The following is a 14,419-nucleotide window of genomic DNA, read 5'->3' as shown; positions in this document are numbered from 1 at the left end:
CAGTGTTTAGTCAAAGGCTCGTAGCCGGCGCAGCAGGGCAGAGGTGTCCCAGCGTCCGCCGCCCATGGCCTGAAGGTCGGCATAGAATTGATCCACCAGAGCGGTGACGGGCAGGCGGGCCTGGAGGTGGCGTGCTTGATCCAGGCAGATGGCTAGATCCTTGCGCATCCAGTCGATGGCAAAGCCATGTTCATACTCGTCGTCGATCATGGTGCGATGGCGGTTCTCCATCTGCCAGGAGCCAGCGGCCCCCTGAGAAATCACCTCGACGACCCTGGCTTGATCCAGGCCGGCGCGTTCGGCGAAGTGCAATCCTTCCGAGAGCCCCTGGACCAGGCCAGCAATGCAGATCTGGTTGACCATCTTGGTCAATTGGCCGCTGCCGGCCGGCCCCATCAGGTTCACGGCGCGAGCATAATGGGCGAGCAGGGGTTCGACCCGTGCGAAGTCGCTCTCGGTACCGCCGCACATGATGGTCAGAGCGCCGTTCTCGGCGCCTTGCTGGCCGCCGGAAACTGGGGCGTCGAGAAAGCCGATACCGCGTTCGCGACAGGCCGTGTCGAGGGATTCGGCCAGACTGGCGGACGCCGTGGTGTGATCGACCAGCAGGCTGCCCGCCTGCATGCCATGCAGGACGCCGTCGTCGCCTAGGGCAACCTCATGGACATCGTCGTCGTTGCCCACGCAGAGCAGTACCAGATCGGCCTGCTCAGCGGCCTGGCGCGGTGTCGGGTGGTGGTGGCCGCCGTAACGCTCGGTCCAGTCTTCGGCCTTGGCGCTTGTGCGGTTGTAGACGTGAACCTCCAGGCCGGCCCTGGCCAGGTGGCCGGCCATGGGATGGCCCATCACGCCGAGGCCGATGAAGGCGATACGCTTGATTGTCTGGCTCATGTGTCGCTCCCGAGTGCGGGGTGGATGGAGTGGTCGGTTGTCGGCGATACCGTCGAGACGAAAAAGGCCACCGCTAGGGGTGGCCTTTTTCGTACAGGGGTTCGCATCGTCAGCGAACGATCAGTCGGTGGGGTAGTCGCGCTTGTCGTGCCCCACGTAGAGCTGGCGTGGACGGCCGATCTTGTAGCTTTCGCTGAGCATCTCGTGCCAATGGGAAATCCAGCCGATGGTGCGTGACACCGCGAAGATCACGGTGAACATGTTCTTCGGAATGCCCATGGCCTTGAGGATGATGCCCGAATAGAAGTCGACGTTCGGGTACAGCTTGCGCTCGATGAAGTACTCGTCTTCCAGGGCGATCTGCTCGAGGCGCTTGGCGATCCGGAGTTGCGGATCGTCGGCGCGGCCCAGTTGCTCCAGTACCTCGTCGCAGGTTTCTTTCATGACCTTGGCGCGCGGGTCGAAGTTGCGGTAGACCCGGTGGCCGAAGCCCATCAGCTTGAAGGGGTCGTCCTTGTCCTTGGCGCGGTCGATGAAGCGCTGGATGTTCTCTTCGCTCTCGTCGCCGATCTCGTCGAGCATGTTCAGCACGGCTTCGTTGGCGCCGCCGTGGGCCGGACCCCAGAGAGCGGCGATGCCGGCGCTGATGCAGGCGAAGGGATTGGCGCCGGTGGAGCCGGCCAGACGAACCGTGGAGGTGGAGGCGTTCTGCTCATGGTCGGCATGGAGCATGAAGATGCGGTCCATGGCCTTGGCGAACACCGGATTGATCTTGTACTCCTCGCAGGGGTTGCTGAACATCATGTAGAGGAAGTTCTCTGCATAGTTCAGGTCGTTGCGAGGATAGTTGAAGGGCTGGCCGACGTTGTACTTGTGAGACATTGCCGCCAGCGTCGGCATCTTGGCGATCAGGCGGATGGCGCTGATCTCGCGATCTTCCTGCTTGGTGATGTCCAGATGGTCGTGGTAGAAGGCCGCCAGGCCGCCGACCACGCCGCACATGATCGACATCGGATGGGCATCGCGACGGAAACCCTTGAAGAAGTTGGCCAGCTGTTCATGCACCATGGTGTGCGAGGTGACGCGGTCCGCGAAATCCGTGTACTCGGCCTTGCTCGGCAGCTCGCCGAACATCAGCAGGTAGCACAGTTCGACGAAGTCGGAATTCTGGGCCAGCTGATCGATGGGGTAACCGCGGTGGAGCAGCATGCCCTTGCCGCCATCGATGTAGGTAATGGCGGATTGGCACGAGGAGGTGGCCATGAAGCCGGGATCATAGGTGAAGAGACCTTCCGAGCCCAGGCCGCGAACGTCGATCACGTCCGGCCCGCGCGTGCCGGAGTAGATCGGCAGCTCGATCGGCTTGTCTAGGCCCTCTACCGTCAAAGTCGCTTTCCTGTCAGCCATGATGGCCTCCTCTGCGTGTTCATGATGAGCCGATAAGTCGCTATCTCGCAGGACTTGCCGGCAAAAAGGTTTGCCCACTATAGAAGCGTGCTCACGATTGTCAATTGGCCTATCGGCGCCATTAGTTCTACCAGTTCGTGTTCGGTGTATGGCTTTTGTACATGAAATGATGCTTCGCACCATGCATGACGCGGCCTCCACATGAACCGCCGGGGTGGGAAAGAAGCGGTGACGAAGCCATCGAAATTTCCTGCTTTGATATGTCCTGTCATGGCCGTGGGAACCGGGGGCCGATTTGTCACAGGTGGGGCATGACCCTATAATCTTGTCCCGCGACTGGCAGGAAACGGCAATCGTGACCGTGTCGGTCACGACTGCCCCTTCCCGAAACCACCGCCCGCTTCGGGGGCATGCACGAGTGCCCAGCGGCGGGCCAAGAGAGTGTGTATAGAGCCGTGAATAGCAAACGACCCGTAAATCTGGATCTGTCCACGATACAGTTTCCCCTTCCCGCCTTGACGTCCATTGCGCACCGCATTACCGGCGTCATTCTCTTCATTGGCTTGATCTTTGGCTTCTGGGCGCTGGATGCGTCGCTGTCGTCGGCTGAAGGCTTCGCGAGCGTGCAGCACGCTCTGGCGCATAACTTCCTGGCGAAGCTGATTGCCTGGGGGCTGCTGTCCGCGCTGGCGTTCCACTTCGTGGCCGGTATCAAGCACCTGCTGATGGATATCGATATCGGCGTGACCCTCGAGGGTGGCGTCAAGAAGGCGCAGATCACCGTGGCGGTGAGTGCGGTCCTGATCATTCTGGCGGGAGTCTGGGTATGGTAACCAACATCACGAATCTCGGGCGCAGCGGGCTTTCCGACTGGCTCGTGCAGCGCGCTTCGGCCATCGTCCTGGCCCTCTACACACTCTTTATCGTCGGCTACCTGCTGTTTTCCCCGGGGCTGGATTACGCCACCTGGAGCGGTCTGTTCGCCCAGACCTGGATGCGGATCTTCTCGCTGCTGGCTTTCGTGTCGCTGTCGGCTCATGCCTGGGTCGGCCTGTGGACCGTGACCACCGACTACATCAAGCCGACCGGCATCCGTGTCGCCGCCCAGTCCATCATCATCCTGGCCATCTTCGTGTTCCTGGTCTGGGGCATCCAAGTTCTGTGGGGAGCCTGATTCATGTCCAACATGCGTAGTCTGACATTCGACGCCATCATCATCGGCGGTGGCGGTTCCGGCATGCGGGCCGCTCTGGAGCTGGCCAAGTCCGGCAAGAAGACCGCCGTTCTTTCCAAGGTCTTCCCGACCCGTTCGCACACCGTGTCCGCCCAGGGCGGCATCACCTGCGCCATCGCCTCGGCCGACCCCAACGACGACTGGCGCTGGCACATGTATGACACCGTCAAGGGCGGCGATTACATCACCGACCAGGAAGCGGCCGAATACATGTGTTCCGAGGGCCCCAAGGCGGTCTTCGAACTCGAGCACATGGGGCTGCCGTTCTCGCGTTTCGAGAACGGACGCATCTATCAGCGGCCCTTCGGCGGTCAGTCCAAGGATTTCGGCAAGGGCGGGCAGGCGGCCCGGACCTGTGCGGCGGCCGACCGTACCGGCCATGCGCTGCTGCATACCCTTTACCAGAATAACCTGAAGAACCAGACCACCTTCCTCAACGAGTGGTATGCCGTCGATCTGGTCAAGAACGCCAACGGCGACGTGGTGGGCTGCATCGCCATGGATATCGAGACCGGCGAAGTCGTGCACGTCAAGGCCAAGGCCACCGTGCTGGCGACAGGCGGTTCCGGTCGCATCTATTCCTCTACCACCAATGCCCTGATCAATACCGGCGACGGTATCGGCATGGCGCTGCGTGCCGGCATTCCGATGCAGGACATGGAGATGTGGCAGTTCCACCCCACCGGCATCTATGGCGCCGGCGTGCTGGTGACCGAAGGTTGCCGTGGCGAGGGTGGCTACCTCGTCAACAAGGACGGCGAACGCTTCATGGAGCGCTACGCCCCCAATGCCAAGGACCTGGCCGGCCGCGACGTGGTCGCGCGTTCCATGGTCATGGAGATCCTCGAGGGTCGCGGTTGCGGCGAGAACGGCGATCACGTCTACCTCAAGCTGGATCATCTCGGCGAAGAAGTGCTTGGCAAGCGCCTGCCGGGCATCGTCGAGCTGTCCAAGACCTTTGCCCATGTGGATCCGGCCAAGGAGCCGATCCCGGTGGTGCCGACCTGCCACTACATGATGGGTGGCGTGGCCACCAACGTGCATGGCCAGGCCATTGCCCAGGATGCCGATGGCAACGACCAGATCGTCAATGGCCTGTACGCCGTGGGCGAAGCAGCGTGCGTTTCCGTGCATGGCGCCAACCGCCTGGGCGGCAACTCGCTGCTCGACCTGGTGGTGTTCGGCCGTGCCGCCGGCATGTTCATCGAGAGCGCCCTCAATGAAGGGATCGACTATCTGGCGGCCAGCGACGATGACATCGAAGCGGCCATGCGCCGGATCAATCGCTGGGACGAGTCCGAAGGCGGCGAGAGCGTGCCTGAACTCAAGCGTGCGCTGCAGGAGATCATGCAGAGCGATTTCGGCGTCTTCCGTCAGGAAGACAACATGCAGAAGGGCGTTCAGCAACTGGCCGAACTGCGCGAGCGGATCGCCAACGCCTATCTGCCGGACAAGTCGAAGGCCTTCAACACCGCGCGTGTCGAGGCGCTGGAGCTGGACAACCTGATGGAGGTCGCCGAGGCTACCGCCATCGCTGCCCTGGAGCGCAAGGAAAGCCGTGGCGCGCATTCTCGCTACGACTATCCGGATCGCGACGACGCCAACTGGCTGAAGCATTCGATGTACTTCCCGGCGGAGAAGCGTCTGGGGCAGCGCGAGGTCAACTTCGCGCCCAAGACCGTCGACATGTTCGAGCCGAAAGTTCGCACCTACTAAAAGGGGAGTCACGATGTCCACGCTTCAGGTATCTCTGTACCGCTACAATCCGGAAACGGACTCTGCCCCCTACATGGAAGAGTTCCAGATCGACACTCAGGGCCGTGACATCATGGTCCTGGATGTCCTGCACATGGTGAAGGAGCAGGACAGCGGCCTGGCCTTTCGCCGTAGCTGCCGTGAAGGGGTGTGTGGCTCCGACGGCATGAACATGAACGGCAAGAACGGCCTGGCCTGCATCACGCCGCTGTCCGAGGTGGTCAAGAAGGGCAAGCTGACGCTGCGTCCGCTGCCCGGCCTGCCGGTGATCCGTGACCTGGTGGTCGACATGGGGCTGTTCTACAAGCAGTACGAGCGCATCCAGCCGTATCTGCAGAACGATAACCCGGCGCCGGCCATCGAGCGGCTGCAATCACCGGAGGATCGCGACAAGCTCGACGGCCTCTACGAGTGCATCCTGTGTGCCTGCTGCTCGACCTCCTGCCCGTCGTTCTGGTGGAATCCGGACAAGTTCGTCGGACCTGCCGGCCTGCTGCAGGCTTACCGTTTCCTGGCGGATTCCCGCGACGAGGCCACGCGTGAGCGCCTGGCCGAACTCGAGGATCCGTTCAGCGTGTTCCGTTGCCGGGGCATCATGAATTGCGTGGCGGTCTGTCCCAAGGGGCTCAACCCGACACGTGCCATCGGCAAGATCCGGGAGATGTTGCTGGCCAATGCCACTTAAATGATGGCTCGCGGCTTGTTATCATACTCACCGGCCCTGAGTTGCGGCGTAATGCCGCAACCCTGACCCGGTGATTCGTCGAAAGCCGGTGCCCTGTGCACCGGCTTTCGACCATCGAAATCAAGGGCGGGTCCACCATCGGTGGCCGCCACCGATGTCGTCACGGATGAGCCGTGCGACGCCGATACCACCCCATCAGTGCAGGGTGACCGAGAGATGCAACAAGGCATAATGGAGTTGATGTGGCGCTCCTCGCATGTCAGTGGCAGCAATGTCCACTACGTGGAAGCGCTCTACGAGCAGTATCTGGATGATCCCAAAGCCGTTCCCGACGAATGGCGAGAGTACTTCGATACACTGCCGACACCCGAAGGCAGCGCCACCCGCGACGTTCCGCTTGCCCCTACCCGCGAACAGTTCTATCAGCTAGGCCAGCAGCGGCGTACCGCTCAGGCCACCTCGCCCGACAGCGGCGAGAACAAGAAGCAGGTCAAGGTCCTGCAGCTGATCAACGCCTACCGCGTTCGCGGACACCAGAAGGCCGATATCGACCCCCTGGGCCTGCGTAGCCCGACGCCCGTTCCCGATCTCGACCTCTCCTTCCATCAGCTCTCCCAGTCCGACCTGGACACCGAATTCCAGACCGGCTCGTTCTTCCTGGGCGCCGACAAGGCACCGCTGAAGGAGATCGTCGAAGCGCTGCAGCAGACCTACTGCCGCAGTATCGGTTGCGAGATCATGCATATCGTCGACACCGAGGAGAAACGCTGGTTGCAGCAGCGCTTCGAGTCGGTGCGCAGCGCACCGAAGTTCAGCGACGAGGTGCGCAAGCATGTGCTGGAGCGTCTGACCGCCGCCGAGGGTCTGGAAAGCTATCTGGCCTCGAAGTATCCGGGGACCAAGCGTTTCGGTCTGGAAGGGGGGGAGTCCTTCATCCCCATGATGGACGAGCTGATCCAGCGCAGTGGCGGCTACGGTACCAAGGAAGTCGTCATCGGCATGGCCCACCGCGGCCGTCTCAATGTTCTGGTCAACATCCTCGGCAAGAACCCCTCCGAACTGATCGACGAGTTCGATGGCAAGAAAGTGGTCGAGCGTGGTTCCGGTGACGTCAAGTATCACCAGGGCTTCAGTTCCAACGTCATGACGCCGGGAGGCGAGGTTCACCTGGCGCTGTCGTTCAACCCGTCGCACCTGGAGATCGTCGCGCCGGTGGTCGAGGGCTCGGTACGGGCCCGCCAGGACCGCCGCAGCGACCCGGATGGCGGCAAGGTGCTGCCGATCAACGTGCACGGCGATGCGGCCTTCGCCGGTCAGGGCGTGGTCATGGAAACCTTCCAGATGTCCCAGACCCGCGCCTTCGAGACCGGCGGCACGATACACATCGTGATCAACAACCAGGTGGGCTTCACGACTTCGCATCCCCGTGACTCGCGTTCCACCGAGTACTGCACCGACATCGCCAAGATGGTCCAGGCGCCGATCTTCCACGTCAATGGCGACGATCCGGATGCCGTGCTGCATGCGACCCAGGTGGCGCTGGACTATCGCCAGCAGTTCAAGAAGGACGTGGTCATCGACCTGGTCTGCTATCGTCGGCGCGGCCACAACGAGGCCGACGAACCCTCCGGCACCCAGCCGATGATGTATCGCAAGATCAAGGACCATCCTTCCTCGCGCGCCTTGTACGCCAAGCGCCTGGTGGGCGAAGGCCTGCTCTCCGAGGACGAGATCAAGGCGATGGTCGAGACCTACCGCGACGACCTGGTGGCCGGCAACCATGTGGCCAATGCCCTGGTCCAGCAACCCAACACCGCCCTTTTCGTCGACTGGAAGCCCTATCTCGGCCACGAGTGGTCCGGCTATACCGACACCAGCATCGACATGAAGCGCCTGCAGCGGCTGGCGGCGAAGATGTGCACGATTCCCGACGGTGTCGCCGTCCAGCGTCAGGTCGCCAAGATCTACGACGACCGGCGCAAGATGCAGGCCGGTGGGATGGCGGTCAACTGGGGCTTCGCCGAAACCCTGGCCTATGCCACCCTGCTGGATGAGGGCCACCCGGTGCGCCTGACCGGTCAGGACAGCGGCCGCGGTACCTTCTCCCACCGCCATGCGGTCATACACAACCAGAACGATGGCACGACCTATGTGCCGTTGCAGCATCTTGCCGAAGGACAACCGACCTTCACCATCCACGACTCCTTCCTCTCGGAAGAAGCCGTGCTGGCGTTCGAATACGGCTATTCCACCACCGCGCCCAACGACCTGGTGATCTGGGAAGCCCAGTTCGGGGACTTCTTCAACGGCGCCCAGGTGGTGGTCGACCAGTTCATCTCGTCCGGCGAGACCAAGTGGGAGCGGCTGTGCGGCCTGACCATGCTGCTGCCCCATGGCTACGAAGGGCAGGGGCCCGAGCACTCCTCGGCGCGCCTGGAGCGTTTCCTGCAGCTGTGTGCTGAACACAACATGCAGGTCTGCGTGCCCACCACGCCGGCACAGATCTTCCACCTGTTGCGCCGTCAGGTCATCCGCAAGCTGCGCAAGCCGCTGGTGGTGATGTCGCCCAAGAGCCTGCTGCGCCACAAGGAAGCAACGTCGGACCTCGACGAACTGGCCAATGGCCATTTCCAGATGGTGCTGCCCGACCAGGGCAAGCGCGACGCCGCCAAGGTGGAGCGCATCATCCTGTGTGCCGGCAAGGTCTATTACGACCTGGCCAACTGGCGCGAGGAAAACGCCCGTGACGACGTGGCCATCCTGCGACTCGAACAGCTCTATCCCTTCCCCGAGGAGGAGCTCTTCGAGGCGATCAAGGACTACACCAACGTCACCGAGGTGGTGTGGTGCCAGGAGGAGCCGTTGAACCAGGGCGCCTGGTATCCCAGCCAGCATCACATGCGGATCGCTGTCGAGCGTCTGAAGACCGGATTGGGCGGGCGTCTCAAGTTCGCCGGCCGACCGGCCTCCGCCGCTCCCGCAGCGGGCTATATGTCCGTGCATACCGAACAGCAGCGCCAGTTGGTGGAAGACGCCTTCAATCTCTGAGGCGACCCACCGGGACGAGAGAGAACACATAAGGGAAACGACATGGCTACCGAGATCAAGGCACCCTCCTTTCCGGAATCCGTTGCCGAGGGCAGCGTGGCCGCCTGGCACAAGAAGCCGGGCGATAGCGTCGAGCGCGATGAACTGATCGTCGAGATCGAGACCGACAAGGTGGTGCTCGAGGTCGTGGCACCCGAGGCCGGTACCCTGACCGAAGTGCTGGCGGAAGAAGGCGACACCGTGGAATCCGAGCAGGTCCTGGGCCGTCTCGGCGAAGGTCAGGCGAGTGGCGAAGCCGGAAATGCGGACAAGTCCGAGGGCAAATCCGAGGAGTCCGAGGGTGACAAGCCGGCTGCTGGAGACGCCGCCGGCGAGGCCAAGCCGGCCGCTGGTGGCGCTCAGCACGAGGTGAAGGCGCCGACCTTCCCCGAGTCCATCCAGGAAGGCACCGTGGCCAGCTGGAACAAGCAGGTCGGCGAAGCGGTCAAGCGTGACGAGGTGCTGGCCGAGATCGAGACCGACAAGGTGGTGCTCGAAGTGGTCGCACCCGCCGATGGCGCCCTGATCGAGATCAAGGCCGAAGAAGGCAGCCAGGTCGAGTCGGAAGCTGTTCTGGCGCTGTTCGGTGAAGGTGCCGGTGGCGATGCCGCACCGAGCGCCGGCGAGGACAAGGCAGCGGCCTCCGCCGATGATGGCGAAAGCGACGAGAAGGTCGGCGACAAGATCCTGGCACCGGCGGCGCGCAAGCTGGTCGCCGAACACGATCTGGACGTCAACAAGATCGAAGGCACCGGCAAGGGCGGGCGCATTCTCAAGGAAGACGTGCAGAAGGCCGTGAAGGATGGCTCCGCCAAGAAGACGGCTGCCAAGTCCTCCGCCGGTTCCAAGCCGGCCGCTGCGGCAGCAGCTCCGGCCGTCGAGGGCGAGCGCCCCGAGAAGCGCGTGCCGATGACCCGGCTGCGCAAGACCATCGCCAAGCGTCTGGTCGAGGCCCAGCAGACCGCTGCCATGCTGACCACCTACAATGAGGTGGACATGGGTGCGGTGATGGACCTGCGCGCCCAGTATAAGGAAACCTTCCTCAAGGCCCACGACACCAAGCTCGGCTTCATGGGCTTCTTCGTCAAGGCGGCCTCCGAGGCGCTCAAGCGTTTCCCCGATGTCAACGCCTCCATCGACGGCACCGACATCGTCTATCACGGCTATCAGGATATCGGCGTGGCCGTCTCCACCGACCGTGGTCTGGTGGTGCCGGTACTGCGTGATACCGACAGCATGAAGATCGCCGACGTCGAGAAGGGCATCGTCGACTTCGGCAAGCGGGCACGCGACGGCAAGCTCGGCATCGACGAGATGCAGGGCGGCACCTTCACCATCACCAATGGCGGCATCTTCGGCTCGCTGCTGTCGACGCCGATCATCAATCCGCCGCAGACGGCGATCCTGGGCATGCACAAGATCCAGGAGCGTCCCATGGCGGTGAACGGCAAGGTCGAGATCCGTCCGATGATGTACCTGGCGCTGTCATACGATCACCGCATGATCGATGGCAAGGACGCGGTGCAATTCCTGGTGACCATCAAGGAACTGCTCGAGGACCCGGCGCGTCTGCTGTTGGACATCTGAGCCGCGGGATAACGAGCCTCTCAGCGAAGAGCAACGATAGGAGCCGACATGGCTGACAAGTTTGATGTGATCGTCATTGGCGCGGGCCCCGGCGGCTACGTTGCCGCCATCCGGGCCGCTCAACTGGGCCTGAAGACTGCCTGTGTCGAGAAGTGGGTCAACAAGGAAGGCAAGACCGTGCATGGCGGCACCTGCCTGAACGTGGGCTGCATCCCGTCCAAGGCGCTGCTCGAGTCGTCCCACAAGTTCGTCGAAGCGCGTGACCACTTCGAGGAAATTGGCATCGACATGGAAGCGCCCACGCCGAACATCGCCAAGATGCTCGAGTTCAAGGAAAAGGTGATCGCCAAGAACGTCGGCGGCATCAGTGCGCTGTTCAAGGCCAATGGCGTGACTGCCATCGACGGTACCGGCAAGGTCACCGGCAGCAAGGAAGTGGAAGTCACCGATCACGATGGCAAGTCCACGACCTATGAGGCCGACAACATCGTCGTCGCCGCCGGCTCCGTGCCGGTGGAGATTCCGCCGACGCCGCTGACCGACGATTTGATCGTCGATTCCGCCGGCGCCCTGGAATTCCAGGAAGCGCCGAAGCGCCTCGGCGTGATCGGTGCCGGTGTCATCGGTCTGGAGCTCGGCAGCGTGTGGAGCCGTCTGGGCAGCGAGGTCACCATCCTCGAGGCCATGGACGACTTCCTGCCGATGGTCGACAAGACCATCGCCAAGGATGCCCAGAAGCTGTTCAAGAAACAGGGCCTGGACATCAAGCTCGGCGCTCGCGTCACCGGCTCCGAGGTCAAGGACAACGAGGTCGTGGTCAAGTACACCGACGCCAAGGGCGAGCAGGAGATCACCTTCGACAAGCTGATCGTCTGTGTCGGTCGCCGCCCCTATACCAAGGGTGTGATCGGCGAGGGTGTCGGGGTCGAGCTGGACGAGCGCGGCTTCATCAGCGTCGATGACCAGTGCCGCACCAACGTGCCGAGCGTCTACGCCATCGGCGACTGCGTGCGCGGCCTGATGCTGGCGCACAAGGCCTCCGAGGAAGGCGTCATGGTGGCCGACATCATCGCCGGCCATAAGGCGGAGATGAACTACGACGCCATTCCGAGCGTGATCTACACGGCGCCGGAAGTCGCCTGGGTCGGCATGACCGAGGAAGAGGCCAAGTCCGCCGGCATCAAGGTGGAGACCGGCTCCTTCCCGTTCTCCGCCAACGGCCGCGCCCTGGCCAACAATGCGCCGGACGGCCAGGTCAAGATCGTCGCCGACGCCGAGACCGACCGTATCCTGGGCGTGCACATCCTCGGCCAGCATGCCGGCGAGCTGATCGCCCAGGGCGTGATCGCCATGGAATTCGGCTCCAGCGCCGAAGACCTGGCGTTGACCTGCTACGCTCACCCGAGCACCTCCGAGGCGGTGCACGAGGCAGCGCTGGCGGTGGGCGGCCATGCCATCCACATGGCCAACCGCAAGAAGCGCAAGTAAGACAACAAGCGCCACCTTCGGGTGGCGCGTCGTTTCCGGCCATGAATCGGAAGCGAACGGTGGTGGTCCGGCCTCGAGCCCTTGCGGCGAGCCTGCTGGACCATCGTTCGAGTCACATGCAACCAATGGCATGAATCGATGAACCTTCACGAGTATCAGAGCAAACAGCTGTTTGCCGACTACGGCTTGCCGGTATCCAAGGGCTTTGCCGTCGACACCCCCGAGGAAGCGGCGGAAGCCTGCAAGAAGATCGGTGGCGACAAGTGGGTCGTCAAGGCCCAGGTGCATGCCGGTGGCCGCGGCAAGGCCGGCGGCGTCAAGCTGGTCGAGAGCCCGGAAGAGGCCAGTGCCTTCGCCGAGCAGTGGCTGGGCAAGAACCTGGTGACCTTCCAGACCGACGAGAAGGGCCAGCCGGTCGCCAAGATCCTGGTCGAGAACTGCACCGACATCGCCGACGAGCTCTATCTGGGCGCCGTGGTCGATCGCGGCACGCAGCGCGTGGTCTTCATGGCTTCCACCGAGGGTGGTGTCGAGATCGAGAAGGTCGCCGAGGAGACGCCCGAGAAGATCCTCAAGGCCGAGATCGATCCGCTGGTCGGCGCTCAGCCGTACCAGGCCCGCGAGCTGGCCTTCAAGCTGGGGCTGTCCGGTGATCAGGTCAAGCAGTTCACCAAGATCTTCCTGGGCCTGTCCAAGCTGTTCCACGACAAGGACCTGGCGCTGCTCGAGATCAACCCGCTGGTGATCACCGAGGAAGGCAACCTCCACTGCCTGGACGCCAAGGTCAACCTGGATGGCAACGCCCTCTATCGCCATCCGGACCTGCAGGCCATGCGCGACCCCTCCCAGGAGGACGAGCGCGAAGCCGACGCCGCCAAGTGGGACCTGAACTACGTGGCCCTGGAAGGCAACATCGGCTGCATGGTCAACGGCGCAGGCCTGGCCATGGGCACCATGGACATCATCAAGCTCCATGGCGGCCAGCCGGCCAACTTCCTCGACGTGGGTGGCGGTGCCACCAAGGAACGCGTCGCCGAAGCCTTCAAGATCATCCTCTCCGACACCTCCGTGAAGGCCGTACTGGTCAACATCTTCGGCGGTATCGTGCGCTGCGACATGATCGCCGAGGGCATCATCGGCGCCGTCGAGCAGGTGGGCGTCAATGTCCCGGTCGTGGTGCGTCTGGAAGGTAACAACGCCGAGCTGGGTGCCGAGAAACTGGCGTCCAGTGGTCTGAACATCATCGCTGCTACCAGCCTGACCGATGCGGCTCAGCAGGTCGTCAAGGCAGCGGAGGGCAAGTAATGAGCATCCTCATCGACAAGAACACCAAGGTCATCTGCCAGGGCTTCACCGGTGGCCAAGGGACCTTCCACTCCGAACAGGCGATCGCCTACGGCACCCAGATGGTCGGTGGCGTGACGCCGGGCAAGGGCGGCCAGGAGCACCTGGGCCTGCCGGTGTTCAACACCGTTGCCGAGGCCGTCGAGGCGACCGGCGCCGAGGCCAGCGTGATCTATGTGCCGGCCCCGTTCTGCAAGGACTCCATCCTCGAGGCCGCCAACGCCGGCATCAAGCTGATCGTCTGCATCACCGAAGGCATTCCGACCCTGGACATGCTCGACGTCAAGGTGAAGTGCGATGAGCTCGGCGCGCGCCTGATCGGCCCGAACTGCCCCGGCGTGATCACCCCGGACGAGTGCAAGATCGGTATCATGCCCGGCCACATCCACAAGGCAGGCAAGGTCGGTATCGTGTCGCGTTCCGGCACCCTGACCTACGAGGCGGTCAAGCAGACCACCGACCATGGCTTCGGCCAGTCGTCCTGCGTGGGTATCGGCGGCGACCCGATCCCGGGTTCCAACTTCATCGACATCCTCGCCGAGTTCGAAAAGGACCCGGCCACCGAGGCTATCGTGATGATCGGTGAGATCGGCGGTACCGCCGAGGAAGAGGCCGCGGCCTACATCAAGGAGAACGTCTCCAAGCCGGTGGTCGCCTACATCGCCGGTGTCACCGCGCCTCCCGGCAAGCGCATGGGCCACGCCGGCGCCATCATCGCCGGCGGCAAGGGCACGGCCGACGAGAAGTTCGGCGCCCTTGAAGCTGCAGGCGTGAAGACCGTGCGTTCACTGGCCGAGATCGGTGACGCGCTGAAGGAAGCCGCTGGCTGGTAAGTCGAAGCAGCGTCTTTCGATGCAGGAAAAGGGCACCTTCGGGTGCCCTTTTCTCGTTGAAGGGGGCGTGTCGAGACGTCACCCGGCGAATCGCTGTCTGGCGCAGAG

11 protein-coding genes are annotated in these 14,419 nt (G+C 63.0%); 9 read left to right on the top strand and 2 right to left on the bottom strand.

Going from position 1 to position 14,419, the window contains the following annotated elements:
* Window positions 1-6: 6 nt before the first annotated feature.
* Together HELO_RS11675 and gltA are read right to left on the bottom strand one after the other, a co-directional pair.
* Window positions 7-891 carry an NAD(P)-dependent oxidoreductase gene (locus HELO_RS11675; RefSeq protein ID WP_013332874.1) on the bottom strand — a complete coding sequence of 295 codons (885 nt, stop codon included), beginning with the start codon at window positions 889-891 and terminating at the stop codon, window positions 7-9.
* A 120-nt stretch (window positions 892-1,011) separates the two neighbouring features.
* The gene (gene gltA, locus HELO_RS11670; RefSeq protein WP_013332873.1) at window positions 1,012-2,298 is read right to left on the bottom strand and encodes a citrate synthase; all 1,287 of its coding nucleotides are present in this window, start codon (window positions 2,296-2,298) and stop codon (window positions 1,012-1,014) included.
* Between the two features lie 455 nt (window positions 2,299-2,753).
* Between gltA and sdhC the strand changes: the two genes are divergently transcribed.
* The 9 genes from sdhC (at window position 2,754) to sucD (ending at window position 14,311) form a co-directional block, all read left to right on the top strand.
* On the top strand, window positions 2,754-3,131 hold the full coding sequence (sdhC, locus tag HELO_RS11665) for a succinate dehydrogenase, cytochrome b556 subunit (protein ID WP_013332872.1): 378 nt from the start codon (window positions 2,754-2,756) through the stop codon (window positions 3,129-3,131).
* On the top strand, window positions 3,125-3,472 hold the full coding sequence (gene sdhD, locus HELO_RS11660; protein WP_013332871.1) for a succinate dehydrogenase, hydrophobic membrane anchor protein: 348 nt from the start codon (window positions 3,125-3,127) through the stop codon (window positions 3,470-3,472). The genes sdhC and sdhD overlap by 7 nt, the downstream gene beginning before the upstream one ends.
* 3 nt (window positions 3,473-3,475) lie before the next feature.
* Window positions 3,476-5,248 carry a succinate dehydrogenase flavoprotein subunit gene (sdhA, locus tag HELO_RS11655; RefSeq protein WP_013332870.1) on the top strand — a complete coding sequence of 591 codons (1,773 nt, stop codon included), beginning with the start codon at window positions 3,476-3,478 and terminating at the stop codon, window positions 5,246-5,248.
* Between the two features lie 13 nt (window positions 5,249-5,261).
* Window positions 5,262-5,972, top strand: a complete 711-nt coding sequence (locus HELO_RS11650) for a succinate dehydrogenase iron-sulfur subunit (RefSeq protein WP_013332869.1) — start codon at window positions 5,262-5,264, stop codon at window positions 5,970-5,972.
* Window positions 5,973-6,188: 216 nt separating this feature from the next.
* The gene (locus HELO_RS11645; RefSeq protein WP_013332868.1) at window positions 6,189-9,020 is read left to right on the top strand and encodes a 2-oxoglutarate dehydrogenase E1 component; all 2,832 of its coding nucleotides are present in this window, start codon (window positions 6,189-6,191) and stop codon (window positions 9,018-9,020) included.
* Between the two features lie 42 nt (window positions 9,021-9,062).
* A complete protein-coding gene (gene odhB, locus HELO_RS11640) occupies window positions 9,063-10,646 on the top strand; it encodes a 2-oxoglutarate dehydrogenase complex dihydrolipoyllysine-residue succinyltransferase (protein ID WP_013332867.1) in 1,584 nt (527 codons plus the stop codon).
* A 48-nt stretch (window positions 10,647-10,694) separates the two neighbouring features.
* A complete protein-coding gene (gene lpdA, locus HELO_RS11635; RefSeq protein ID WP_013332866.1) occupies window positions 10,695-12,134 on the top strand; it encodes a dihydrolipoyl dehydrogenase in 1,440 nt (479 codons plus the stop codon).
* A 138-nt stretch (window positions 12,135-12,272) separates the two neighbouring features.
* Window positions 12,273-13,439, top strand: coding sequence for an ADP-forming succinate--CoA ligase subunit beta (gene sucC, locus HELO_RS11630; RefSeq protein ID WP_013332865.1), 1,167 nt, complete (start codon window positions 12,273-12,275; stop codon window positions 13,437-13,439).
* Complete coding sequence (gene sucD / locus HELO_RS11625; protein ID WP_013332864.1) at window positions 13,439-14,311, top strand: succinate--CoA ligase subunit alpha; 873 nt, start codon at window positions 13,439-13,441, stop codon at window positions 14,309-14,311. The genes sucC and sucD overlap by 1 nt, the downstream gene beginning before the upstream one ends.
* The last annotated feature ends 108 nt before the right edge of the window (window positions 14,312-14,419 follow it).

This window comes from Halomonas elongata DSM 2581 (genome assembly GCF_000196875.2).
GTDB classification, from domain to species: Bacteria; Pseudomonadota; Gammaproteobacteria; order Pseudomonadales; family Halomonadaceae; genus Halomonas; species Halomonas elongata.
This window is presented reverse-complemented; position numbering and strand designations above follow the sequence as displayed.